Here is a 21,234-nt window from a genome sequence, read left to right as displayed (position 1 = left end):
GAGGCTGGTACAGGCAAAGCAATTGGCACATTCCCTGCTTTAACTCCACTACAACAAGCCCCACTGATCAACGGCGATCAACCTGGGGGCACACCGTGATGAATACAGGCAAAGGCGCCTGGAGCTTCGGCTCCAGGCGCTTTTTTTTTGATCGAGGATCGGCTTATGAAGGCAACAGCGAGCAGCGGGCAACGAGAGCGACTGGTCATCGTCGGCAACGGCATGGTCGGCCACCATTGCGTCGAACAACTGGTCAGCCGCGGCGCCCTGCAGCGCTTCGAGGTGCGGGTGTTCGGCGAAGAGCGCCAACGTGCCTACGACCGTGTGCACCTTTCCGAGTACTTCGGCGGCAGCTGTGCCGAGACCCTGGCCCTGTGCGAACACGAGTTCTACCCCGCCAACGGCGTGCACCTGCACCTCGGTGAGGCCGTGCTGGAAATCGACCGTGAGCGCTGCGAGGTCGTCACCGCCGAGGGGCGCTATGGCTACGACCAACTGGTCCTTGCCACCGGCTCCTACCCGTTCGTGCCGCCGATCCAAGGCTCCAGTGGCTATGCCCGCCTGGTCTACCGTACCCTCGACGACCTCGATGGCATTCGCGCCGCAGCCGCTGGTGCCCGCCGTGGCGTGGTGGTCGGTGGTGGCCTGCTCGGCCTGGAGGCCGCCAATGCGCTCAAGTCGCTGGGCCTGGAAGCCCACGTGGTGGAATTTGCCCCACGGCTGATGCCGGTTCAGCTGGACGGCGAGGGCGGTGCCGCGCTCAAGGCACAGATCGAAGCGCTGGGCGTTGGCGTGCACCTGTCGCGCGCCACCCAGTCGATCAGCACCGGTGAAGCATTCCGCTACCGCATGAACTTCGACGGTGGCGAGCACCTGGAAACCGACCTGATCGTGTTCTCCGCCGGTATCCGCCCACAGGATGCCCTGGGCCGTGGCTGCGGCCTGGATATCGCTGTGCGCGGTGGCGTGGTAATCGACAACCACTGCCGCAGCAGCGACCCGCGCATCTTCGCCATTGGCGAGTGCGCGTCCTGGAACGGCAGCGTGTTCGGCCTGGTCGCCCCCGGCTACAGCATGGCGCGCAACCTGGCCGCATTACTGATGGGGGAGGCGGCGGTAGCGTTCACCGGCGCGGACATGTCGACCAAACTCAAGCTGCTGGGCGTGGATGTCGGCTCGATCGGCGATGCCCATGGCGCCACCGCCGGTTCACGCAGCTACCGCTTCATCGACGAAGCCAACAGCGCCTACCGCCGGCTGGTGGTGGACGCCAGCGGCAAGCACGTGCTCGGCGCGGTGCTGGTCGGCGACAACACGTATTACGACACCCTCTTGCAGTACGCCCAGAACGGTATTGCCCTGCCAGCCGACCCTGCAGCGCTGATCCTGCCCCAAGGCGGTGGTGCACCGGCCCTTGGCGCCGATGCGCTGCCCGATAGCGCAACCATCTGCTCGTGCCACAACGTCAGCAAGGGCGCGGTGTGCGCGGCCATCGACAGCGGCTGCAGCGACCTTGCTGCGGTCAAAGGCTGCACCAAGGCCGCCAGCGGCTGTGGTGGTTGCGCGGCCTTGCTCAAGCAAGTGTTCGAGCACGAACTGACCGCCCGCGGCGTAGCGGTGGACAAAAGCCTGTGCGAGCATTTTGCCTACACCCGTCAGGAACTGTACGGGCTGGTGCGGGTGGAGGGCATCCGCACCTACAGCGAGCTGCTCGAACGCCACGGCAAGGGCCACGTTGGCTGTGACATCTGCAAGCCGGCGGTGGGCAACATCCTCGCCTCGTGCTGGAACCAGCCGATCATGGACCCCGCGCTGGTGCCGTTGCAGGATACCAACGACACCTTCATGGCCAACATGCAGAAGAACGGCACCTACTCGGTAGTGCCGCGCATTCCCGGGGGTGAAATCACCCCCGACAAGCTCATCGTCATCGGCCAGGTGGCCAAAAAATATGACCTGTACACCAAGATCACCGGCGGCCAGCGCATTGACCTGTTCGGTGCCCAGTTGCACGAACTGCCGCTGATCTGGGGCGAGCTGATCGACGCAGGCTTCGAAACCGGCCATGCCTACGGCAAGTCGACCCGCACGGTGAAATCCTGCGTGGGCAGCACCTGGTGCCGTTACGGCGTGCAGGACAGCGTTGCCATGGCCCTGCGCCTGGAAGACCGCTACAAGGGCCTGCGCAGCCCGCACAAGCTCAAGTTTGCAGTGTCGGGCTGCACCCGCGAATGCGCCGAGGCGCAGAGCAAGGACATCGGCGTGATCGCCACCGACAAGGGCTGGAACCTGTACGTGTGTGGCAACGGCGGTATGCGCCCACGGCATGCCGAACTGTTTGCCACCGACCTGGACGACGAAACCCTGGTGCGGCTGATCGACCGCGTGTTGATGTTCTACATCCGCACGGCCGACAAGCTGCAGCGCACCTCGGTGTGGCGCGAAAACCTGGATGGCGGCCTGGGCTACCTGAAGCAGGTGATCATCGACGACAGCCTGGGCCTGGCCAGCGAGCTGGAAGCGCAGATGCAGCATGTGGTCGACCAGTACGAGTGCGAATGGGCCAACGCGCTCAACGACCCGGAGAAGCTCAAGCGCTTTCGCACTTTCGTCAATGACCGGCGTGCCGACCCCGACGTGCACTTTGTGCGCGAACGCGAACAACGCCGGCCCGCTGCACCGCTGCACCTCATTGCTACTGTCGAGGAGGCTGTCTGATGAACCTGTCCAATGCTGCTGTGAAAACCCACGCGAACTGGCAAGCGGTGTGCCTGGCACAAGACCTGGTGCCCGACTCTGGGGTGGTAGTGTGGCTGGACGGGGCCCAAGTGGCGCTGTTCTACCTGCCGGGGCAGGCGCAGCCGCTGTATGCGGTGGACAACCGCGACCCGCGGTCCGGTGCCAACATCATCGGCCGCGGGCTGGTGGGCAGTGTGCAGGGCGAGCTGGTGGTCGCAGCGCCGTTGTACAAGCAGCATTTCAGCCTGCAGACCGGGGAGTGCCTGGAGGATGGCGGGCAGAGGTTGCGGGTGTGGCCGGTGCGCTTGAACGGTGAGGCTGTGGAGTTGGCGGTGGGCTGAGAGGTTGCGGGGGCTCGGCAGTTGTTCGCCGTTGCATTTTCGTCGCCTGGGAAATCGAGCGCCGCGCGGGCGGCGCTCGGTCTCCCAGGCGATGAAGATCCTGATGCGGTAAGCTTTAAACCATGAACCTCGACACCCGCATCAAATACCGCCACCTGCTGTGCTTCCTGGAGATTGCCCGGCAGGGCAGCCTGGCCAGGGCTGCCGACGTGCTCGCCATCAGTCAGCCGGCCATCTCCAAGACCCTCAAGGAACTCGAAGACCTGCTGGAAGCGCGCCTGTTCGCGCGTAGCCGGCAGGGCGTCGAGCTTACCCCGGCCGGGACCCGTTTCATGCGTTATGCCGGGCCCAGCGTGCAAGCCCTGCGCGATGGCGTCAGCAGCCTGCGCGGTGAAGCGCGGGCGCCGTCGCAGGTGCGTATTGGCGTGCTGTCGACGGTCGAGGGCCTGCTCATGCCCGAAGTGCTGTGCCGCATGCACCAGCGCCATGAAGCGCTGGTCATCAGCGTGGCCACCGGGGTCAGCGCGCAGCTGCTCGGTCAACTGCGCCTGGGCGAGCTGGAACTGGTGGTCGGGCGTATGACTGACAGCCCGCAGATCCAGGGGCTGTCGTTCGAACACCTGTACAGCGAGTCGATGAGCCTGGTGGTGCGCCCGGGCCACCCGCTGCTGGCCAGCACGCCCGTCGAGCGGGGGCAGGTCGGGCGTTACCCGCTCGTGCTGCCGCCCGCCGGGACCACCATCCGCCAGCACGCCGACAGCCTGTTTGTGCAATGCGGCATCCAGATGCCGGCGCAGCGCCTGGAGACCTTGTCGCTGGCTTTGAGCCGGCGTTATGTGCTGGGCAGTGATGGCCTGTGGGTGGCACCGCGCGATGCCGTGCTGCTCGACCTGCGCCGAGGCGAGCTGGTCGAGCTTGACCTGGGCGTGCGCGAGCCCGGCGGCTCGGTTGGCATCTGCCGCAATGCGGCCTTGCCGCAGAGCCTGCCGGGGCAGTGGGTATGCGAGGTGCTGCGTGAGGTGGCGGCGCAATATCGGGAGCAGTCGTATCCGTGAGCATCGTGGCCGTTGAGCGTTTCCAGCTGAGAAACGCTCGCACGGATCACCCCGGTAGCAATCACGTAGCCCGCAAGGAGACCGCGATCACACAAGGCACAGTGGAGCCTCGGTCCTCTTCGTCACGGCCACTGAGCAACAGGCGTTGGTTAGGTGTATCGAGGGCGATCGACCCCGTCGATGTATAGAAGCCGTCCTCGGGTAGATGAGCGCCGAACGTGCCATAACCGTGAGGAGGGACGAAGGTGGTGTCAAATTTGCCGTCCGAGGTGAAGCGAAAGGCAAGAGAGTGGGTGTAGAACATGCCATAGCCGACCAGGCCGCTCGCTACCTCGACGCCTGCGTACCAGCCTCCGGGGCGGTCGAATACCAAAACGTTGCCGTCATTGAACTCTTTGGCTGGCTTGCCGGAATAGTCGATGCGGTAAACAGTCGGGTGGCTGATATCTGCATCGAGGGAGTAAAGTTCGCCATAAAAACTGAAGCGTTGAGAGATGGCATCCACTGAAAAGCCATTGTTGATCACCCAAGGGTCCGACCAATGCTGGCCATGATCGCCAAAGGCATCATCCATTTTTCCGTCGAGGGTCAAGGCCGTAGTGACGCTGTACGCATCGCCGTTGCGCATCAGGTACAGGGGTAGTAGCAGACGCTCCGGGCCAGAGGGGAGCGTGAAACTGGCAATACCATCGATGATGTGATCCTGGGCATTTGGAATCAGCTTGAGCACATCAAGGACGCCATCAGTCGCAAAACGCTTCCATAGCGCGCCTTCGAGGTCGAGCGCGATCACCACCGGTTCGAACATCTGAGGCCCGCGACGCAACCCGCTGGCGAAAATTCGATCTTTCGCCAGTGCCACGTGTTCAAGCAGCAGCTCTTCTTTGATCACATCACGAATATCTACGAATCCTTTGCCTTGGCCAAATGTGAGGTCCGGTTCCCCCGAGGCAGTCAATTTCCAGAGGTGACTTGTTGATTCACCCTCCACGCCCTCCACGAGGGCAATGATCAGTAAATTCCCTGCAGCATCTTCAACGAGGCCGCTCAGCCTGCTGTAGGCAGCTTTTGGTACCTGATTGAAATCGAAGACGCCATCGCCATGGAAGCCGCTATCCAACCCCCCGTGTTCATTCAAGCAAGCCACGAAGACCTTGAACTCATCGGTATTGGGGTTGCTACTCCTACCCATTACATAACTGCGCCCACGGCGTGTCCTGCTATTGATGACCCCATTACTATCGGCGCGAGACCCAGTTGCCTTTTCGAAGATACATGCAAGCCCGCCGACGCCATAATGTTGATCGATCGGCGCCTTCGGCAATGGAGTAGATGATGGGGCCGGACCGGAGGGGAACAGGGTTGAACGGTTAGGCTTTCGTGAGGCGTTCATGACATTTCCTTTGAAAAGGGTACATGCAGAGCGCGCGGCCGCAATGGCGGGTCACTCAGATTTGGCAAATTACGTTGCCTGGTCATTGGAAAGCAGGCTCGAGTTCGGCGCTACTGGCAGAAATGTCAGGTTTTTCGGCTTGCTCGCTGAGCCTTTTGTTGTTTAAAAAGGCTGTTGGCTGCGAGGCGCTGTCGCTGCGAATGGTCAATACTGGCCATTGCCTCGGAAGATTGTGAAGAAGCGCACTGCCTACTGAACTTAGTCCGTGAAACCCGCTCCTATGCCGGTAGCCATTGGTCATGGCCGCCTGCTAAGCTCGCGGCTTTACCCTGATTGCCCTTATGGCGCATGAACAAGGAATTAGCATGAAACAGCATCGTTTGGCGGCTGCGGTTGCCCTGGTAGGCCTGGTACTGGCTGGCTGTGATCAACAGGCCAGCAGCCCCGAGCTGAAGACTCCGGCGCAGAAAGCCTCCTACGGTATCGGCCTGAACATGGGCAAGAGCCTGGCTCAGGAAGGCATGGAAGACCTTGATTCGAAATCGGTCGCTCTGGGCATCGAAGACGCGGTTGGCAAGAAAGAGCAACGCATCAAGGATGAAGAGCTGGTAGAGGCGTTCACCGCCTTGCAGAAACGTGCCGAAGAGCGTCTGGCCAAGGCCAGCGAAGAAGCCGCCTCGGCCGGCAAGAAGTTCCTCGAAGAAAACGCCAAGAAGCCTGGCGTGGTCACCACTGCCTCGGGCCTGCAGTACGAAGTGGTCAAGAAGGCCGATGGCCCGCAGCCCAAGCCGACCGACGTGGTCACTGTTCACTACGAAGGCAAGCTGATCGATGGCAAGGTGTTTGACAGCTCTGTGGAGCGTGGCAGCCCGATCGATCTGCCGGTCAGCGGTGTGATCCCGGGTTGGGTTGAAGGCCTGCAGTTGATGCACGTCGGCGAGAAGTACAAACTGTTCATCCCGGCTGAACTGGCTTACGGCGCACAAAGCCCAAGCCCGCTGATCCCGGCAAACTCGGTACTGGTGTTCGACCTGGAACTGATCGCCATCAAGGACCCGGCCCAACTGCAAGGCGCTGAGCCGGAAGCCGAGGCTCCAGCTGAAGCACCTGCCAAGTAACACTGGCTGGTGCTTGCCAAACGCCCCGTTCTGACGGGGCGTTTTCGTTTTTGGCGATTGGACGAACCTGCGACAACTGATACTGTCCGAGAAAATGCAGTGTGTAGATGTAGGATGTTTCTGACGCAAATCGTTTGCGGTCCGGCATCCACGGCTTGAAACGGCTGTGTAAAAAACGCCCGATCTGACCGTGGCCCTTGCCTGGCAGGCACCTGGGGTCAGAAACGTACCCCTGTTCACAAGGTTATCCACAATAAATGTGGATAACCTGTTCCGCCTGGAGGCTCCATGAGCGCACCTTGGAATTTTGCCCGTTTCCTGCCCTTGGCCGAGCGCCTGCTAAGCCGTGGCCGGCTGCCGGCCCTGCTGTTTGCAGTGGCCCGCAAAGGCCCGCGCCTCGGCCAGCTGCGTGAGGACGTGAAGCTGCTGCAGTCGCTGTGCCTGGCGTGGTGGCGCGGCGAGTATCGCGCCATTAGCCCCAAGGCGCTGGTCACCATTGTGGCCGGCTTGTTGTACTTCGTCAGCCCCATCGATGCCATCCCCGACTGGTTGCTGGGCGTGGGTTTTCTGGATGACATCGCCGTGCTGGGCTGGGTGTTGAAGACTGTGGCCGATGAACTGGCGCGCTTCAGGGCCTGGCGCGACAGCCAGGCACCCGAGCGGTTGCGCGTGGTCGAGCGCCTGCCAGCGACCCCGCAAGCGCTGGGCCTGGAGCGCAATACGCAGTGAAATCAGCCTGAATTGCTCCTCAACCGGACAGACCCCGGAGTTGGTAATATAATTGGCATAAGGGTTATGCCTACGGATTACATGCTGTAATCCTTTTTTAAGGGGTTTGTAATGGGTATTCAGGTCATCAGCCGGGACGGTCAACCCGAGTACGCCGTCGTTCCCTGGGAGCAGTACCAGGCACTGCTCAAGGCAGCAGGGCAGGCGCCTGCCGAGGCGGTTGCCACTGAAGATGCCGGCTCCGCTGCCGTGGCGCCCATGCCGGCGTTCAGTGAAGTAGGGCAGATCCGCCAGGCCAAGGGCATAGCCCCTGAGCAACTGGCGCGCAATGTCGGGGTGAGCCCGGCGTATCTGGCCATGATCGAGTCGGGCGAACGTCAGCCGGATGCTGCCATCCGACGCGCCTTGGCTTGGCACCTTGGGGTGGCTGGCTGGAGCGAGCCATCATGAGCCAGGTCAGGATCAGCCGTCAGCACTGGGAGAACCTGCTGGGCGAGCTTGACCTGGCCCGACGTCAACGTCACTTGCTGACCTACCGAGCGCTGATCGAGCGACTGCAATTGCCCAGCCCCGCCATGCAGACGCTGACTGCCGCGCTGGAGTACCTGGCAGTGCTGGATGCCCGTGCCGAGCAGCCGTTGCGCAGCTCGCTGGTAATCAGCCAGGGCGCCAGCCGTTTACCGCGCACCGGCTTTTTTGAATGTGTCGAACGGCTGGGGCGGTTTGCCGGGCCGGTCGATGGAATGGAGGCGGCCTCCTGGCATGCCTCCGAGGTGGCTCGGGTGTTCGAGTACAGCTACCCCGAAACCGCCTGATGGGGGCCTGTTCTGGCCCTGTCGCCGGCAAGCCAGCTCTCACAGGCACACCCCATCACTCAGAGCCTGTGCTGTACCTGTGGGAGCTGGCTTGCCGGCGATAGGGCCAGGGCAGGCAAACCATGCCGGTGGATCAATCCACAACCTTTGCCGTCAGCATCCACCACCTCCAATGCCTCCAGGTGCCGATGCCGCTCAAACAACTCCAGCAACTGCCCAAGCGTGGCGTTGAGCCGCACTGTCGGTTGCTCGGCCAACGGCACGCTGCCCAGCGCCGGTAACGGCCAGCTTTCCCGTACGCCCAGCTCTTGCGGGCGCCCCAGCAGGTAGCCCTGCACCAGGTCTACCCCCATCTCGGTCAGCACTGCCAGCTCCTCTGCCAGCTCGATGCCTTCGGCAATCACCTGTGCCTTCGATGCCCGGGCAATCTGCAAGATCGAGCCAACGAACTCGCGCTTGAGCGGGTCGCGGTGAATACCGTCGATGAAGTGGCGGTCGATCTTCACGTATTCAGGGCGCAACTCCGACCACAGGCGCAAGCTTGAATAGCCCGCGCCCAGATCGTCGAGGGCTATTGAAAAGCCCATGTCACGGTAGTGGTGCAGCGCATTTGACAGCAGCTGGAAGTCGTCGGTCGGGGTGTGCTCGGTCAGCTCGATTACCACCCGGCTGGGCGGCAGGCCGACCTGCTCCAGCAGCTTCAGGGTGAGGCCGGACGGGTAGTGCGGCTCCAGCAGCGATTCAGGCGAGATGTTGAGAAACAGCTTGCCCTGCAACTGCTGTTCGCTAAAGCGCCGGCAGGCACTTTCCCGGCAAGCGGCTTCCAGCTCGGTGAGGCGGCCGGCCTGGCGGGCGATGCTGAACAGGTTCAGGGGGGCATGCAGCGGGCTGTTGGACGGCCCGCGGCTCAGCGCTTCATGGCCGAAAACCCGTTGCTCGCTCAGGCACATGATCGGCTGAAACAGACTGTGGATGCTGCGTTGAGCCAGGATGGCACTCAAGGCACTGAGCTGTTCGGCGACGGTCATGACGTATTCCTGAAAATGAAAGGGCCGGGCATTTGCATGCCCGGCCACCGTATTTCACGACAGCGCGATGACTGTTTGATGACAGGTCGCACTATTTTGCCATCACTGCCGACTCGCCTTACTTCTTGGCCACCTTGGTGCTGGCGCTGAGGTAGTCGATCAGGATACGACCGGTTTCCGAAAGGTAGGCGTCGTCTTCCGGCTTGGTGTTTTCGTCCTCGACCGGCAGCGCGTCCTCGTCCTCTTTTTTCAGCTCTTTGAGCGGCTCTTCACCCTTGGCCTTGCGGCGGATGTTCTCCAGCGCCAGCTGTTTGGCTTCGATTTCGTCGTGGCGTGCACGGCGGTCCTGCTCGTTCAGGCTGACGGTTTTTTCGGTCATCAGCTTCTGCGTCAGGGCAAGGCGGTCGCGAATGTAGGTGAACTCGGCATCCTTGTCGCTGCGCGCTTCATGTTGCGCCTTGAGCATGGCCAGGTAAGGCTTGAACGGGTCCGCCGCCGGCTTGACTACCGGGCGGATGGTGTCCCACGGCATGGCTTCGGGCAGAGCGCTCTCGCCGATTTCCTTGGTATCGATGATCGACGGGTAGTCGATGTCCGGCAGTACGCCCTGATGCTGGGTGCTCTGCCCGGAAACCCGGTAGAACTTGGCCAGGGTCAGCTTCAGCTCGCCATGGTTGAGCGGCTGGATGGTCTGCACGGTGCCTTTGCCGAAGGTCTGGCCCCCGATGATCAGCGCGCGGTGGTAGTCCTGCATGGCACCCGCGAAGATCTCTGACGCCGAGGCCGACAGGCGGTTGACCAGCAACGCCAGTGGGCCTTTGTAGAAGGCACCCGGGTTTTCGTCTTCGAGCACGTCTACGCGGCCGTCGCTGTTACGCACCAGCACGGTCGGGCCTTTCTCGATGAACAGGCTGGTCAGCTCGGTGGCTTCCTGCAGGGAGCCGCCGCCGTTGTTGCGCAGGTCGATGACCACGCCGTCGACTTTCTCTTTCTGCAGCTCGGTGAGCAGTTTCTTCACGTCACGCGTGGTGCTCTTGTATTCCGGGTCACCGGCGCGGTAAGCCTTGAAGTCGAGGTAGAAGGCCGGGATCTCGATGATACCCAGTTTGTAGTCACGCCCGTCCTGCTTGAGCTTGAGCACCGACTTTTTCGCCGCCTGCTCTTCGAGTTTTACCGCTTCACGGGTGATCGACACGATCTTGCTGGTCTGGTCGCTCGGCGCATTGCTGGCGGGGATGACTTCCAGGCGTACCACCGAGCCTTTCGGGCCACGGATCAGCTTGACTACCTCGTCCAGGCGCCAGCCGACAACGTCGACCATTTCCTTGTTGCCCTGGGCCACGCCGATGATCTTGTCGGCCGGGGCTACCTGCTTGGTCTTGGCTGCCGGGCCTGCCGGAACCAGGCGTACGATCTTGACCTGGTCGTTGTCGCTTTGCAGCACCGCGCCGATGCCTTCGAGCGACAGGCTCATGTTGATGTCGAAGTTTTCCGCGTTGTCTGGCGACAGGTAGTTGGTGTGCGGGTCATAGGACTGGGCGAACGTGTTGATGTAGGCCTGGAAGATATCCTCGGCACGGGTCTGGTCCAGGCGCGCCAGCTGATTCTTGTAGCGCTTGATCAGGGTTTCCTGGATCTGCTTGGGTTCCTTGCCGGCGATTTTCTGGCGCAGCACCTCGTCCTTGACGCGTTTGCGCCACAGGTCGTCGAGCTCGGCCTGGTCCTTCATCCACGGGGCGTCCTTGCGGTCGATCAGCAAGGTTTCCTTGGCGGTGAAGTCGATCTTGTCCACGCCTTTGTTCAGCTCGGCCAGGGCGAAGTCCAGGCGCTGCTTGACACGGTCCAGGTAGCGTTTGTAGATGGTGAAGCCCGGGTCCAGGTTACCGCTCTTGAGGAAATCGTCGAATTGCGTTTTCCACTTGTCGAATTCGGCAATGTCGGCAGCGGTGAAGTAGCTGCGCGCCGGGTCCAGCAGCTTGATGTAGCTGTCGTAGATGATGACCGAGCGGGCATCGTCCAGCGGCGGCTTGCTGTAGTGGTGGCGCTTGAGCAATTCCACCACGTTGAGGCTGGCGACGATCTCGTCGCGGTCCGGCTGCAGGCCGTCCCACTTGTTGGCGGCCGCTGCATTGCCGCCGAGCGCGAGGCTGCCCAGGCCGATCATTACAGCGAGGGCGGTGCTTGGGAGGAAATGCTTCATGCTGATTCGACGTGGAGGCAATTGATCACGCATAGTAGGCCGTCTTTTCCGTTGCCGGTTCCATGGAACCGGGCAAATACTGCAAAAAGCCTGGGGTGTGCGTTCCCCAGGCCCAGTCATGATTCAACTATGGAGGCACTGTGAAGGCATTGCAAGGCGTTGACGGACATGTGGAGTGGGTCGAGGCCGAACGCCCGGCCTGTGACGCGGGCCAAGTGCGCATTCGCGTGGCTGCTGCGGGCCTGAACCGCGCCGATCTGCTGCAGATGAAAGGTTTGTACCCGCCACCGCCAGGCGCCAGCCCATACATGGGCCTTGAGTGCGCCGGGGTGGTCGAGGAAGTGGGCGCCGGCGCCGACTGGCGCGTGGGCGACCGGGTGTGCGCACTGCTGGCCAGTGGCGCCATGGCCGAGGAGGTGGTGGTCGATGCCCGTCATGTACTGCCGGTGCCCGAAGGGCTCAGCCTGCATGAAGCGGCAGCCTTGCCGGAGGTGTATGCCACTGCCTGGCTGAACATCTTCCAGCTGGGGGGTGTGAAGGCCGGTGAGAAGGTGCTGGTGCATGCTGGCGCCAGTGGCGTTGGCTCGGCTGCCATCCAGCTGTGCAAGGCATTCGGCAGCCCGGTGTGGGTCAGCGTCGGCTCGCCGGATCGCCTGGCCTATTGCGAAGCGCTGGGCGCTGCGGGGGGTGTGGTACGTAACAAGAACCTGGATGCACTGGAAGGTTTCGGGCCGTTCGACGTGATTCTCGACCCGGTGGGCGCCAGCTACGGCGAACTCAACCTCAAGCTGCTGGCCCGTGACGGGCGCTGGGTGATCATCGGCCTGATGGGCGGGCGCAAGTTTGAGCTGGACTTGGCCCAGGTGCTGGGCAAGCGCCTGGAAATTACCGGCTCAACGCTGCGCAACCGCGATGACGGCTTCAAGGCCGAGTTGCTGCGCGAGCTGCAACAGCAAGTGTGGCCGCTGTTCGCCGAAGGGCGTTTGTCACCCCAGCTGGTCGATACCTACCCGGTGGAGTTTGCCCAGGCGGCGTATGCCGAGCTTGAGACCAATCAGGTGTCGGGCAAGCTGGTGATGGTGATAGACCCAAGCCTGGTGTAAGCAGGCCCGGCCCCTTCGCGGGCACGCCCGCTCCCACAAAGACCCCACAATGTCCGAGCGTGTGGTGATACCTGTGGGAGCGGGCGTGCCCGCGAAGAGGCCCACACAAATCTTCAGGACCAGCTAAGGATCGGCCAGCCATTGGTCTGGGCATGCACGCGCAACACCGCATCCGGGTTCACCACATGCGGGTGATCCACCTTCAGCAGCAGTGGCAGGTCATTGCGCGAGTCGGAATAGAAGCTCGCCCCCTCCAGATTCTCCTGCTCCTGGTCCAGCCACTCCAGCAACCGGGTGATCTTGCCCTCGCGGTAGGTCAGCACCCCGTGGGTCTTGCCCGTATACACCCCGTTCACCGCCTCTAGCTCAATCGCCAGGTATTCATCCACCCCCAGCCGTGCCGCAATCGGCCCGACGAGGTGCGTCCCCGAAGCGGAAATGATCAGAATGCGGTCCCCACGCTGGCGGTGCTCGGCAATGCAGCGGCAGGCGTCGCCAAAGATGATCGGCTCTATCACGTCTTCTACCCACGGCCCCACCAGGTGCTCGACTTCTTCCAGGGTACGCCCGGCAATCGGCTCCAGGCTGAAGGCCATGTACTCCTCCATCCGCAGGTGGCCCTTGCCATAGGCCTCCATCAGTTCATGGTCGTGGCGCAGGAACGCTTTGCCGTCTACCCAGCCCAGCCGGGCCATCTGCTCGCTCCACAGCGACGCGCAGTCACCGTGGATCAGGGTTTCGTCCAGATCGAAAATTGCCAGTGCCATTGTGTTGAATCTCCTTAAGCCACTTCCCGCAGCGCCGTGGGGTCGATGGACAAGCTTACCCGTTTCCCGTCCCCGTGCAGGTCGGCCGGCGAGCGGTTGAGCACGTCGACCACCAACTCCACCTCGCGCACGTTTACCCGGTAGCGGATCACATTGCCCAGCAGGCTGTGGCTGCGGACTTCGGCATCCAGTTCGCCGTTGACGCCCAAGGTGATCGACTCTGGGCGGATCGCCAGGCGGCTGGTGACCGGGCGCTGCAACAGGCGGCTGGCGCTTTCGGCGTCGAGCAGGTTGTAGTTGCCGATAAAGCCGGCGGCAAACAGGTCCACAGGCGCTGTGTAGAGGGTTTCGGCATCGCCGCTCTGGACGATACGCCCCTGATTCATCAGAAAGATGCGGTCGGACAGGGTCAGCGCTTCTTCCTGGTCGTGGGTGACGAAGATAGTGGTTAGCCCCAGCTCGCGCTGGATGGCACGAATCTGCTCGCGCAGGTGTTTGCGAATACGCGCATCCAGTGCCGACAGCGGCTCGTCGAGCAGCAGCAGGCGCGGGCGGGTAACCAGTGAGCGGGCCAGGGCCACGCGCTGGCACTGGCCGCCAGACAACTGGTGCGGGTAGCGCCCGGCAAAGTTGCCCAGCTCCACCAGCGCCAGCACCTCACGGACACGGGCCTGGCTTTCGTCGGCCTTGACCTTCTGCATGCGCAAGCCAAACGCCACGTTCTGTTCCACGGTCATGTTGGGGAACAGCGCGTAACTCTGGAACACCATGCCAATGCCACGCTTCTGCGGGCTCAGCGGCACGATGTCGTGGCCGTCGAGAAGGATCTGCCCGCTGTCCACCGGCGTCAGCCCGGCGATGCAGCGCAACAGGGTGGACTTGCCGCAGCCGGACGGGCCCAGCAGGGTCACGAACTCGCCGCGCTCGATATGGCAGTCGATGTTCTCGAACACCGGGCTGCCGGCGTAGCTTTTCTGCAGGTTCTGTACGCTGACGAAGCTCATGTCAGGTCTTGTCCTTGTTCAGGCGGTTGGCGACCCAGGTCAGTACCAGCACGAAGGCGAAGTACGAGATCACCAGTGCGCTGTTGAAGTGGCCGCTGCTGTTGCGCATGTTGTTCAGGTACACCTGCAGGGTCTCGTAGCGGGTGCCGACCAGCAGGTTGGCGAACACAAACTCGCCGAACAGGAACGAGAACGACAGCAGTAGCGCCACCATCAGGCCCTTGCGCAGGTTGGGCAGCACCACCAGCAGCGCTGCCTGCCAGGTGCTGGCGCCGAGTAGCTGGGCGGCGTCCATCAGGTCGCGCAGGTTGATTGCCTGCAGGTTGTTGGTAATGGCCCGGTACATGAACGGCAGAGCAATGGTGAAATAGCAGCCGATCAGAATCCACGGCGTGCCCACCATGGCCATCGGCCCGCTGCCATACAGTTGCAGCAGCCCCACCGAGGACACCACCGGCGGTACCGCGAACGGTAGCAGGATGAGCATGTTCATCAACGCATCGAGCCGCGGGAAGTGGTAGTGCACCACGAACAGCAGCGGCAGGATCAGCACCACCGACAGCAGCAGCGCGCCCAGGCACACCAGCAGCGACTGGCCGAAGGCGGCGAGGAAGCGCGGCTCACTCCACAGTGCCACGTACCATTTCAGGGTCAGGCCGCTGGGCAGCAGGCTGGCCGACCAGCTGGTGGCCAGCGAATAGAGCAGGGTGCCGGCCAGTGGCAGCAGCAGGATCAAGAACAGCAGGTAGACCACAACGCGGTGGTACCAGCCGCCGGAACGGGCGTCAGCGCGCATGGTAGCTCCTCTTCAGCAGCCATTGATGCACCACCGTGACCAGCGTCATCAGCCCCACCAGCACCATGGCCAGGGCGCTGGCCAGGTTCGGGTCGAGGCTGATGTCCCCGGCTACCAGGCCAGCGATACGGATCGGCAGTACGTTGAAGTTGCCGGTGGTCAACGCGTACACGGTGGCGTATGCACCGAGGGCGTTGGCCAGCAGGATGACGAAGGTGCCCAGCAGTGCCGGGGTGAGCACCGGCAGGCCGATGTGCCGCCAGTATTGCCAGTGGTTGGCGCCAAGCAGGGCGGCCGACTCGCGCCAGTCTTCACGCAGGGCGTCGAAGGCGGGGTAGAGCAGCAACACACCCAGCGGGATCTGGAAGTAGGTGTACACCAGGATCAGCCCGCTTTTGGAATAGATACTGAAGTCTTCCAGCAGGCCGACCTGCTTCAGCAGCAGTGTCAGTGCGCCGTTGAACCCGAGCAGGATGATGAAGGCGAACGCCAGCGGCACGCCGGCAAAGTTGCTGGTCATGTTGGCGAAGGCGCTGACGAAGTCGCGCAGCTTCGAGTCCACCTGGCGCAACGAATAGGCGCCAAGGGTGGCGATGACGATGCCGAACAGGCTCGACCAGAAGCTGATCTCCAGGCTGCGTTGTATGGCCTGCAGGTAGAACTTGGAGCTGAACACCTTGCTGAAGTTTTCGACGCCCCAGCCGGCTTCCGATTGCACGCTGTTGATCGCCACCCAGGCCAACGGGGCAATCTGGAAGATGACGAAGAACACGGCAAACGGCAGCAAGCAAAGCAGGGCCAGGTAGCGGCCACGGGCGCCGCTGCGCTTGGGTGTGGTCACTTCAGCAGCTCCCGGCACACGGTCTTGTCGTGGGCAGCGCCCAGCAGCTCGCATAGGGTGCCGCACAGCTCGGTCTGCAGCGGCTTGGCCGCCGGGTCCAGGCTGAAGGCGTCACCAAAGACGAACAGCGGCACTTCGCGCTCCTCGGTCAGCAGGCCGTTGTGCGAGCGGTCGTTGTTCATGCCGTGGTCGGCGGTGACCATTACCTGATAGCCCTCTTCGAGCCAGCCTGGCAGGTAGTCGGCCAGCAAGATATCGGCGCTGCGCGCTGCGTTGCGGTACTGGCTGCTGTCCAGGCCGTGGCGGTGGCCGACATCGTCGATGCTCATCGGGTGCACCAGCAGGAAGTTGGGGGCATGGCGACGGCGCAGGTATTCGCCATCCGCCAGCAGATGCGAATCGGGGTAACGGTCGTCCCAGTAGAACAGCCCATGCTGGATCGGCAGCTTCGGCGCGTGGGTATGGCGGTCGCGCTGGGGGTCGAAAGGCGAGCGGTTGTACAGCTCACTCATCCAGTGATAGGCCGCCGCTGCGGTGCCCAGGTTGGCTTCGCGGGCGTAGTGGAACACGCTGCGCTGGTTGGACAGGCGGTTGACGTTATTGTGCACGATGCCGCTGTCGATGGGCGGCACGCCGGTGAGGATGCATTCGTACAACGGCCTTGACAGCGACGGCAGCTCGCATTCCACGCGGTACAGCGCGGCGCGGTCGGCCTCGACATAGGCATGCAGGTGGCCCATGGCGTGGTGGGCGACCTGATAGTTCAGGCCGTCTAGCAGGACCAGGATGACGTTGTGTTGCATGGTGGCTCCAGTCATAAACCGCGTTGGCTTCTTCGCGGGCATGCCCGCTCCCACAGGGTTTTGCACGGCCTCTGTGGGAGCGGGCGTGCCCGCGAAGGGGCTGGGTCAGGCACTAGGCAAGCTAGCCGTTTATTCCATCTCGATGATCACTTGCTCCTGCCACATCTGTGGCAGTTTCTTCGAGGTGGCTTCCCAGGCTTCGGCATTCTTGATCGGCTGGGCAGCTCCGTATTGCTCGTTAGGCAGCAACTTGGCCTGCACATCCGCCGGCAGCTTCAGGTGCTCGGCACGGATGGGCCGGGCATGCCCCTTGGCCAGGTTGATCTGCCCGGCATCGCTGAAGATGTATTCACGGGTCAGTTTGGCCGCGTTGGGGTGCTTGGCGTATTTGTTGATGACCGTGGTATAGCCGGAAATCACCGAGCCATCCGACGGGATCAGCACTTCAAAGCGCTTGGGGTCGATCTGTTCACGGTAGCTCAAGCCGTTGAAGTCCCACACCACGCCGACTTCCACCTCGCCTTTCTCCAGGGTCTGGATGGTCGGGTTGGCCAGCGACAGGCGCTTTTGCTGGGCCAGTTTGGTGAACAGTTGCAGGCCGGGGGCCACGTTGCTTTCATCGCCTTTGTAGGCGATGGCGGCGGCAAGCACGCCGTTGGCGGCCTGGGCGGCAGTGCCGACGTCGCCGATGGCGACCTTGTACTTGCCTTTTTCCAGGTCATGCCAGGTTTTCGGCCGTTCCTCTTCCTTGACCAGGTCCTTGTTGATGATGAAGGCAATGGTGCCGGTATAGGCCAGCGCCCAGTGGCCGTCCTTGTCCTTGGCCCACTCCGGCACCTGGTCCCAGGTGCTTGGCTTGTATGGCTGGCTCACGCCCTTGGTCACCGCGATAGGGCCGAAGGCGGCCCCCACATCGCCAATGTCGGCGCTGGCGTTGTCCTTCTCGGCTTCGAACTTGGCAAGTTCCTGTGCCGAGCTCATGTCGGTGTCGCTGTGTTTGAGGCCGTATTTGCTGGCCAGGTCTTCCCAGGTGCCTTTCCAGTTGGCCCAGGCATCGGGCATGCCCACGCTGTTGACGGTGCCTTCCTTGCGGGCGGCATCTTCCAGGGCCTTGAGGTCCTCGGCCATGGCCGAGGTACAGAACGCGATGGCCGAACCGAGCAGTGACGCCATGAACAACTTTTTCATCCGTAGCTCCTTGGGTGGGTGCCTTTAACCGATCGTTGTTATGAGTGAAGCCGTTGCCTGGAACCTTTGGTCTAGGTCAGCAAACCTTGAGCCAAGGTAGGCCGCTTGCGTGACAATTTGATGTAGGGAAGGGCCCGCCAAGGTGTCGACGGGCTCCTGGCAATACAGCGTAGACCATGGTGAACCCCCGGTTTTGCGGGGCTGGCCCGATTCTGGCAGTACCCCGTCGGCAGCCTTGTCACAGGATGTTCATCAGCCCTGCCTAGGCTTGCACTATTCTCCAAGTGCCCTGTTCTGGGGCTGGACTAGTCCAGATAGGTAACCATTCATGCAGCCGATGCCACCGCGTGCGGTAACAGCCATCTGCCATGCCCTGCTGGAGCAAATCGAGCACGGCCTGCTGGCGCCCGGCGGCAAGCTGCCGGCCGAGCGCAAGCTCAGCGAGGTGTTCGACACCACGCGCATCACCCTGCGTGAGGCACTGGCGCAGCTGGAGGCCCAGGGCCTGATCTACCGCGAAGAGCGTCGCGGCTGGTTCGTCGCGCCCGAGCGGCTCACCTACGACCTGATCGAGCGCAGCCACTTCCATGCCATGGTGCGCGATCAGGGGCGTGTGGCCACTACCGAACTCCTCTCGGCACGGCTGCAGCCAGCGTCGGCGGCCATCTGTGCCCGCTTGCAGCTACCGGCGTTGTCCAGCGTGGTGCGAATCTGCCGCTTGCGGCGAATTGACGGGCGCGCGGTGCTGTATGCCGAGCACTACCTGAATCCCCGTTATTTTCCGGGCATTCTCGAACAGGACCTGGCGCAGTCGCTGACCGAGATTTATGGGCGGGTGTATGGCATCCGGTACGGGCAGGTATGCTTCGAAATCTTGCCGACGGCATTGCCGGTGGAGGCAGCAGGGGCGTTGAAGGTGTCGGTGGGCAGCCCGGGGCTGCACATTACGCGGGTCAACAGCGACCAGCATGGGCACCTGATCGACTGTGATCTGGAGTATTGGCGGCATGATGCCATCCGCATCCGTGCACAGGCCGGTTGATCTTGGATTCTGGGCTGCTTTGCAGCCCATCGCCGGCAAGCCAGCTCCCACCTTGATTGCATTGGCTTCAGGCCCTGTGCAGTGCCTGTGGGAGCTGGCTTGCCGGCGATCGGGACCTAACTGGAGGAACCGGATTCCGCTATCCCACCTCCACCAGCAGTCACCACCTGTACCGACAACCGCGGCGTCGCCAGGTCCAGCCCGGCTTCATCCAGCTGCCGCTTCAGCGCCAGGTTGAACGCCCGTGACACTTCCCACTGCTTGATCGGCGCGGTCTTGAACCGGGCCCGCAAGATCGCCGACCCCGATTCGAAACTCTCCACGCCTTGCAGCTCCAGCGGTGACCAGATGTTGCGGCGCATCAATGGGTCATTGCGCAGCTTCTGCCCCACCTCGCGAACCAGCGTGATCGCCTGGTCGATGTTCATGCTGTGCGGGACCGCCACGCGGAAGATCGCGTAGCCAAACTCCCGCGAGTAGTTCTTGATGCTCTTGATCTCGCTGAACGGGATGGTGTGCACGATGCCGTCGATGTCCCGCAGGCGCACGGTACGGATGGTCAGCCCCTCTACCGTGCCCAGGTGCCCGCCCACGTCCACGTAGTCGTCGATGGCCAGCGAGTCTTCGATGATGATGAACAACCCGGTGATCAGGTCGGCCACCAGCGATTGCGCACCAAAGCCGATGGCCAGGCCGATCACACCGGCACCGGCCAGCAGCGGGGTCACGTTCATGCCCATGTTGGCCAAGGCGACAATCACCGCAATGATGAAGATGACCACGAACAGCACGTTGCGGATCAACGGCATCATGGTTTGCGCACGAGCGTTCGCCAGGCCCCGGCGCGAACGCACCAGGGCGTGGTGCACGGCGGTGTCGGCAAGGATCCACACCAGCCAGGCGACGATCAGCGTGCCGGCCAGGCCCAGCAGGCGCAGGCTCACTTCATGGCCGTCGCCCTCGGCAAAGCCGATCATCGACAGGCCCCACACCCGCAGGCCCAGTTCGATGAACACCAGCCAGATGAACAGGTGCACCAGCAGGTAGCCGAAGTTGCGCAGGCGTTCGGCATACACCGCCTGGCGCTTGTTGGCGCGTTTGGGGTTGGCGGCGTGGCGGCGCACCAGGCCGTTGAGCACCATGCACACCACCACCAGCACCGTGCACATCAGCGACTGGCGCAGGGCGGTGCTGGTGTCACCGGCCGAGACAAAGGTGGCGAACAGCGAAATGGCCACCAGAATCAGCGCCGGTATGAACCAGAAGCTGCCGAGGATCTCGATGGTGTCGCTGAGGGTTCGCCGGGTCAGGCGCCGTGCCAGCGGCTGGTTGCGGATCAGGTGGGCGATGGGGCGGCGGAAGCGCAGGATGAACAGCCCGGTGCACAGTGCGGCGATGACGTTGGCCAAGGTCGCCAGGGCATGGGCCAGGTGGGTCCCCAGTGCGACCAGCATGCGCGGGTCGCTCATGGCCTCGCCAAACGCTGCGAAGCTGCCGATCAGCCACAGCGGGCGAAATGCCTGATGCCGCAGGATATGCAGGGCGCGGTGGCGGTGCGGGCCGTCGAGCAGCGAGAAGGCGATCACGCAGATGGCCGAGAAGCAGGTGCCGACGACCAGTGCGTAGGCCAGCACCATGGCCAGCGATTTACCCAGTGACGGTGGCAGCACAACGCTCAGGTACACGGTGAACACCAGCGCCACCAGCCAAGGGCCGAGCTTGCGCAGGGCAAAGCGCACCAGGTCCCAGGTACGCGGGTGCTGGGGCAGTTCTTCGCTCAGGCCAAAGCGCAGGCGTATCCGGTGGCCGACCCAGTTGAAGGCGTAGGCCAGCACGCTCCACACGGCAATGACGGCGGCAAAGCCGAACAGGATCGCCGGCCACTGGTGCACCGGCACTACCAGGTCGGTCAGTTCGGCTTGGGCTTGTTCGATTTCTGCCGCCCAGCGGTGAAACGGGCTGGCATCGCCGCTGAACTGTTTTTCAAAATCATGCAGCGCGCCGCCAATCAGGCCGAGCACGCCCTGTTCCACGCTGGGCTGCGATTGCCTGGTGGCGTCGCGCAGCTTTTTAAGATCGGCCAGCAGCTTGGCCCGCTGCTGGTCGTTTTCCAGGTTCTTGATCACTTCGTCCAGCGACTTGCCCAGCGGCTCGGTGGCCTCCGGTTGCGCGGGCGCACTGCCGCCCAGCAGGCCGGGCAGGCCCGCTGCCTGTACCGGAGTGATGAACAGCAGCAGGAGAAGGAACAGGTAACGCAGGAGGGCAGGCACGG

The 21,234-nt window shown here is 62.8% G+C and carries 19 protein-coding genes; 9 read left to right on the top strand and 10 right to left on the bottom strand.

Features of this window, described 5'->3' with window-relative positions:
* Window positions 1–165: 165 nt before the first annotated feature.
* The 3 genes from nirB to pcaQ all read left to right on the top strand — a co-directional run bounded on the left by nirB (window position 166) and on the right by pcaQ (window position 4,135).
* On the top strand, window positions 166–2,718 hold the full coding sequence (gene nirB, locus J3A71_RS22775; RefSeq protein ID WP_209953306.1) for a nitrite reductase large subunit NirB: 2,553 nt from the start codon (window positions 166–168) through the stop codon (window positions 2,716–2,718).
* Window positions 2,718–3,080, top strand: a complete 363-nt coding sequence (gene nirD / locus J3A71_RS22770) for a nitrite reductase small subunit NirD (RefSeq protein WP_016485304.1) — start codon at window positions 2,718–2,720, stop codon at window positions 3,078–3,080. Before nirB ends, nirD begins: the two co-directional genes overlap by 1 nt.
* 122 nt (window positions 3,081–3,202) lie before the next feature.
* Complete coding sequence (gene pcaQ, locus J3A71_RS22765) at window positions 3,203–4,135, top strand: pca operon transcription factor PcaQ (protein WP_016485305.1); 933 nt, start codon at window positions 3,203–3,205, stop codon at window positions 4,133–4,135.
* 61 nt (window positions 4,136–4,196) lie between these two features.
* On the opposite strand, the gene J3A71_RS22760 is transcribed toward pcaQ, so the two are convergent.
* Window positions 4,197–5,528, bottom strand: coding sequence for a hypothetical protein (locus tag J3A71_RS22760; protein ID WP_245353445.1), 1,332 nt, complete (start codon window positions 5,526–5,528; stop codon window positions 4,197–4,199).
* Between the two features lie 365 nt (window positions 5,529–5,893).
* Here J3A71_RS22760 and J3A71_RS22755 point away from each other — a divergent pair, with 365 nt between their 5' ends.
* The 4 genes from J3A71_RS22755 to J3A71_RS22740 all read left to right on the top strand — a co-directional run bounded on the left by J3A71_RS22755 (window position 5,894) and on the right by J3A71_RS22740 (window position 8,190).
* Window positions 5,894–6,646: an FKBP-type peptidyl-prolyl cis-trans isomerase gene (locus tag J3A71_RS22755; protein WP_016485307.1), complete on the top strand. Its 753-nt coding sequence runs from the start codon at window positions 5,894–5,896 to the stop codon at window positions 6,644–6,646.
* Between the two features lie 288 nt (window positions 6,647–6,934).
* Window positions 6,935–7,375 (top strand): YkvA family protein, encoded by a 441-nt coding sequence (locus J3A71_RS22750; RefSeq protein ID WP_016485308.1) that lies wholly within the window; start codon window positions 6,935–6,937, stop codon window positions 7,373–7,375.
* A 111-nt stretch (window positions 7,376–7,486) separates the two neighbouring features.
* Window positions 7,487–7,825 carry a helix-turn-helix transcriptional regulator gene (locus J3A71_RS22745; RefSeq protein WP_016485309.1) on the top strand — a complete coding sequence of 113 codons (339 nt, stop codon included), beginning with the start codon at window positions 7,487–7,489 and terminating at the stop codon, window positions 7,823–7,825.
* The gene (locus tag J3A71_RS22740; protein ID WP_016485310.1) at window positions 7,822–8,190 is read left to right on the top strand and encodes a hypothetical protein; all 369 of its coding nucleotides are present in this window, start codon (window positions 7,822–7,824) and stop codon (window positions 8,188–8,190) included. The genes J3A71_RS22745 and J3A71_RS22740 overlap by 4 nt, the downstream gene beginning before the upstream one ends.
* Before the next feature lie 59 nt (window positions 8,191–8,249).
* Here J3A71_RS22740 and J3A71_RS22735 read toward each other — a convergent pair whose 3' ends face one another.
* Both J3A71_RS22735 and J3A71_RS22730 read right to left on the bottom strand, forming a co-directional pair.
* Window positions 8,250–9,218, bottom strand: a complete 969-nt coding sequence (locus J3A71_RS22735) for an EAL domain-containing protein (RefSeq protein ID WP_023047312.1) — start codon at window positions 9,216–9,218, stop codon at window positions 8,250–8,252.
* 118 nt (window positions 9,219–9,336) lie between these two features.
* Window positions 9,337–11,418, bottom strand: a complete 2,082-nt coding sequence (locus J3A71_RS22730; protein ID WP_016485312.1) for a carboxy terminal-processing peptidase — start codon at window positions 11,416–11,418, stop codon at window positions 9,337–9,339.
* Between the two features lie 140 nt (window positions 11,419–11,558).
* Here J3A71_RS22730 and J3A71_RS22725 point away from each other — a divergent pair, with 140 nt between their 5' ends.
* Complete coding sequence (locus tag J3A71_RS22725) at window positions 11,559–12,521, top strand: NAD(P)H-quinone oxidoreductase (RefSeq protein WP_096425720.1); 963 nt, start codon at window positions 11,559–11,561, stop codon at window positions 12,519–12,521.
* A 113-nt stretch (window positions 12,522–12,634) separates the two neighbouring features.
* Here J3A71_RS22725 and J3A71_RS22720 read toward each other — a convergent pair whose 3' ends face one another.
* The 6 genes from J3A71_RS22720 to J3A71_RS22695 all read right to left on the bottom strand — a co-directional run bounded on the left by J3A71_RS22720 (window position 12,635) and on the right by J3A71_RS22695 (window position 17,920).
* Window positions 12,635–13,288 (bottom strand): HAD family hydrolase, encoded by a 654-nt coding sequence (locus J3A71_RS22720; RefSeq protein ID WP_209953304.1) that lies wholly within the window; start codon window positions 13,286–13,288, stop codon window positions 12,635–12,637.
* Between the two features lie 14 nt (window positions 13,289–13,302).
* Window positions 13,303–14,292, bottom strand: coding sequence for an ABC transporter ATP-binding protein (locus tag J3A71_RS22715; protein ID WP_016485315.1), 990 nt, complete (start codon window positions 14,290–14,292; stop codon window positions 13,303–13,305).
* Window position 14,293: 1 nt separating this feature from the next.
* Window positions 14,294–15,088, bottom strand: a complete 795-nt coding sequence (locus J3A71_RS22710; protein WP_016485316.1) for an ABC transporter permease — start codon at window positions 15,086–15,088, stop codon at window positions 14,294–14,296.
* A complete protein-coding gene (locus tag J3A71_RS22705) occupies window positions 15,078–15,929 on the bottom strand; it encodes an ABC transporter permease subunit (RefSeq protein ID WP_016485317.1) in 852 nt (283 codons plus the stop codon). Before J3A71_RS22705 ends, J3A71_RS22710 begins: the two co-directional genes overlap by 11 nt.
* Window positions 15,926–16,732, bottom strand: coding sequence for an alkaline phosphatase family protein (locus J3A71_RS22700; RefSeq protein WP_016485318.1), 807 nt, complete (start codon window positions 16,730–16,732; stop codon window positions 15,926–15,928). Before J3A71_RS22700 ends, J3A71_RS22705 begins: the two co-directional genes overlap by 4 nt.
* Window positions 16,733–16,861: 129 nt before the next feature.
* Window positions 16,862–17,920 carry an extracellular solute-binding protein gene (locus J3A71_RS22695; protein WP_060518723.1) on the bottom strand — a complete coding sequence of 353 codons (1,059 nt, stop codon included), beginning with the start codon at window positions 17,918–17,920 and terminating at the stop codon, window positions 16,862–16,864.
* A gap of 328 nt (window positions 17,921–18,248) precedes the next feature.
* Between J3A71_RS22695 and J3A71_RS22690 the strand changes: the two genes are divergently transcribed.
* Window positions 18,249–18,962 carry a UTRA domain-containing protein gene (locus tag J3A71_RS22690; protein ID WP_023047315.1) on the top strand — a complete coding sequence of 238 codons (714 nt, stop codon included), beginning with the start codon at window positions 18,249–18,251 and terminating at the stop codon, window positions 18,960–18,962.
* A 116-nt stretch (window positions 18,963–19,078) separates the two neighbouring features.
* Here the strand turns inward: J3A71_RS22690 and J3A71_RS22685 are convergent, their stop codons facing one another.
* On the bottom strand, window positions 19,079–21,232 hold the full coding sequence (locus tag J3A71_RS22685; RefSeq protein ID WP_024717884.1) for a mechanosensitive ion channel domain-containing protein: 2,154 nt from the start codon (window positions 21,230–21,232) through the stop codon (window positions 19,079–19,081).
* Between the last annotated feature and the right edge of the window lie 2 nt (window positions 21,233–21,234).

It is taken from the genome of Pseudomonas sp. PvP089, assembly GCF_017875165.1.
Lineage (GTDB): Bacteria > Pseudomonadota > Gammaproteobacteria > Pseudomonadales > Pseudomonadaceae > Aquipseudomonas > Aquipseudomonas fortuita.
This window is presented reverse-complemented; position numbering and strand designations above follow the sequence as displayed.

Coding starts and splice junctions, on each gene's coding strand:
- nirB (WP_209953306.1), top strand. CDS start 166: ATGAAGGCAACAGCGAGCAGCGGGCAACGAGAGCGACTGGTCATCGTC.
- nirD (WP_016485304.1), top strand. CDS start 2,718: ATGAACCTGTCCAATGCTGCTGTGAAAACCCACGCGAACTGGCAAGCG.
- pcaQ (WP_016485305.1), top strand. CDS start 3,203: ATGAACCTCGACACCCGCATCAAATACCGCCACCTGCTGTGCTTCCTG.
- J3A71_RS22760 (WP_245353445.1), bottom strand. CDS start 5,528: ATGAACGCCTCACGAAAGCCTAACCGTTCAACCCTGTTCCCCTCCGGT.
- J3A71_RS22755 (WP_016485307.1), top strand. CDS start 5,894: ATGAAACAGCATCGTTTGGCGGCTGCGGTTGCCCTGGTAGGCCTGGTA.
- J3A71_RS22750 (WP_016485308.1), top strand. CDS start 6,935: ATGAGCGCACCTTGGAATTTTGCCCGTTTCCTGCCCTTGGCCGAGCGC.
- J3A71_RS22745 (WP_016485309.1), top strand. CDS start 7,487: ATGGGTATTCAGGTCATCAGCCGGGACGGTCAACCCGAGTACGCCGTC.
- J3A71_RS22740 (WP_016485310.1), top strand. CDS start 7,822: ATGAGCCAGGTCAGGATCAGCCGTCAGCACTGGGAGAACCTGCTGGGC.
- J3A71_RS22735 (WP_023047312.1), bottom strand. CDS start 9,218: ATGACCGTCGCCGAACAGCTCAGTGCCTTGAGTGCCATCCTGGCTCAA.
- J3A71_RS22730 (WP_016485312.1), bottom strand. CDS start 11,418: ATGAAGCATTTCCTCCCAAGCACCGCCCTCGCTGTAATGATCGGCCTG.
- J3A71_RS22720 (WP_209953304.1), bottom strand. CDS start 13,288: ATGGCACTGGCAATTTTCGATCTGGACGAAACCCTGATCCACGGTGAC.
- J3A71_RS22715 (WP_016485315.1), bottom strand. CDS start 14,292: ATGAGCTTCGTCAGCGTACAGAACCTGCAGAAAAGCTACGCCGGCAGC.
- J3A71_RS22710 (WP_016485316.1), bottom strand. CDS start 15,088: ATGCGCGCTGACGCCCGTTCCGGCGGCTGGTACCACCGCGTTGTGGTC.
- J3A71_RS22700 (WP_016485318.1), bottom strand. CDS start 16,732: ATGCAACACAACGTCATCCTGGTCCTGCTAGACGGCCTGAACTATCAG.
- J3A71_RS22695 (WP_060518723.1), bottom strand. CDS start 17,920: ATGAAAAAGTTGTTCATGGCGTCACTGCTCGGTTCGGCCATCGCGTTC.
- J3A71_RS22690 (WP_023047315.1), top strand. CDS start 18,249: ATGCAGCCGATGCCACCGCGTGCGGTAACAGCCATCTGCCATGCCCTG.